This window comes from Aliiglaciecola sp. NS0011-25 (assembly GCF_040370605.1).
GTDB lineage: Bacteria > Pseudomonadota > Gammaproteobacteria > Enterobacterales > Alteromonadaceae > Aliiglaciecola > Aliiglaciecola lipolytica_A.
Genome location: NZ_BAABWR010000047.1, coordinates 1 through 1513, shown reverse-complemented (window position 1 = coordinate 1513; position 1513 = coordinate 1). Strand labels below are relative to the sequence as shown.

The following is a 1513-nucleotide window of genomic DNA, read 5'->3' as shown; positions in this document are numbered from 1 at the left end:
GGCATTAAGATGGTGTCGATTAATTTTACACTCGCCATTGGGAAAACAGAAAGATAGAACAAAAACAATAGGTTAAAAACTGGCCCGTTTATTGCTCTTCGTCATTGGGTTTATATTTAACAATTATTAAAAGGGTTTTCTTATGAAAATATCAATGCTTCTGTTTGCGTGTATTTTTGCCAGTACAGCAAACGCAGGGCTGATAACAAGCTCCTCCGACTCTTCAATATCAGGGGCTACTGTAATTGACTTTGAGTCGCAGACTATTGGCTCGTCTTCTAGCTACACTATTGGTGATGTTACATTTTCAAATGCAGGAACAGGCACCTTAGGAATTGCGAATTATACTACCGGTGGAGTATATGGAACTTCCGGGTTGGAGCTTTCAACCAGCGCAGCGGTAGGATCATTCAATATTGACTTCTCTACATCGGTTTCAGCTTTCGGCATGATATGGGGTGCCGCTGATGGGTATTGGAATATGAATATTTTTGATGATTCAAGCACCCTTCTAGAAAGCCTATTTGTTCCTGCTCAAACATCGCCTTACATTGGTTTTATTGGTGCAAACACAACGAATATTTCTCGAGTGGAGTTTGTCGGACAGTATGCCGACTGGGTTAAAATCGATGACTTTAGCTATGTAACCGAGAGCGCTACGTCAGTGCCAGAGCCTACTTCCATTGCTTTGTTAGGTCTTGGGTTGGCTGGCTTGGGTTTTTCTCGTAAAAAAGCAAAAGCCTAACAAGCGCATTAACTCGGACAAGCAAAAAAATGGGGCTTTACTGCCCTATTTTTTTGCTTGCGGGTTATGCGAGCGTTAGCCGTAAATTTGAAACGGCAAACGCGTGTGATACTATAGTGATACATTTGCGCATTTTATAATTGGATTCATCATGAGAGTAGAGCTAGTAACAACATTAAAGCGACAAGCAACCAAGATATTGGCTGAGCTACATTCGTCAAAAGAACCAGTGTTAATAACAGAGCATGGACAACCGTCTGCATATTTAGTTGATGTAGATGACTATGAGTTCATGCAACAACGAATGCAGATACTCGAAGGTGTTGCTCGAGGCGAGCAAGCTATTAGAAATGGCGATACATTCTCTAATGAAGATGCAAAAGAAAAAATGAGTAAATGGCTGAAGTAAAATGGACTGCTCCTGCTTTAAATGACTTAAACGAAATAGTTGAATATATTGCGTTAAGTAATTTACCTGCAGCCAAAAATTTAGCACAAAAGGTGTTTGATAAAGTTACTAGACTAGAGAGACATCCTGAATCGGGGAAAATCCCGCGTGAATTAAAAAACTTAAACTATAGAGAAGTTGTTGTTAATCCATGTCGTATTTTTTATAAAATAGATAATGATCTAGTTTATATACTTCATGTTATGCGGCAAGAGCGTGATCTGAGAAAGTTTATTTTACGCAGCTAAATACGGCTAACAAAAACTTCATGGTTGGAATTTTACTGCTGGTAAAGCGCTCCTAAAATCCCCATATGCAAA

The 1513-nt window shown here is 39.3% G+C and carries 3 protein-coding genes; all 3 read left to right on the top strand.

The features are described 5' to 3' along the window. Positions 1-142 precede the first annotated feature (142 nt). The 3 genes from ABWV72_RS21085 to ABWV72_RS21075 all read left to right on the top strand — a co-directional run bounded on the left by ABWV72_RS21085 (position 143) and on the right by ABWV72_RS21075 (position 1441). The gene (locus ABWV72_RS21085) at positions 143-745 is read left to right on the top strand and encodes a PEP-CTERM sorting domain-containing protein (protein WP_342804458.1); all 603 of its coding nucleotides are present in this window, start codon (positions 143-145) and stop codon (positions 743-745) included. Between the two features lie 151 nt (positions 746-896). Continuing rightward, complete coding sequence (locus tag ABWV72_RS21080; RefSeq protein WP_216046741.1) at positions 897-1154, top strand: type II toxin-antitoxin system Phd/YefM family antitoxin; 258 nt, start codon at positions 897-899, stop codon at positions 1152-1154. Further along, positions 1142-1441 (top strand): type II toxin-antitoxin system RelE/ParE family toxin, encoded by a 300-nt coding sequence (locus ABWV72_RS21075; RefSeq protein WP_342804457.1) that lies wholly within the window; start codon positions 1142-1144, stop codon positions 1439-1441. The genes ABWV72_RS21080 and ABWV72_RS21075 overlap by 13 nt, the downstream gene beginning before the upstream one ends. Positions 1442-1513: the final 72 nt, after the last annotated feature.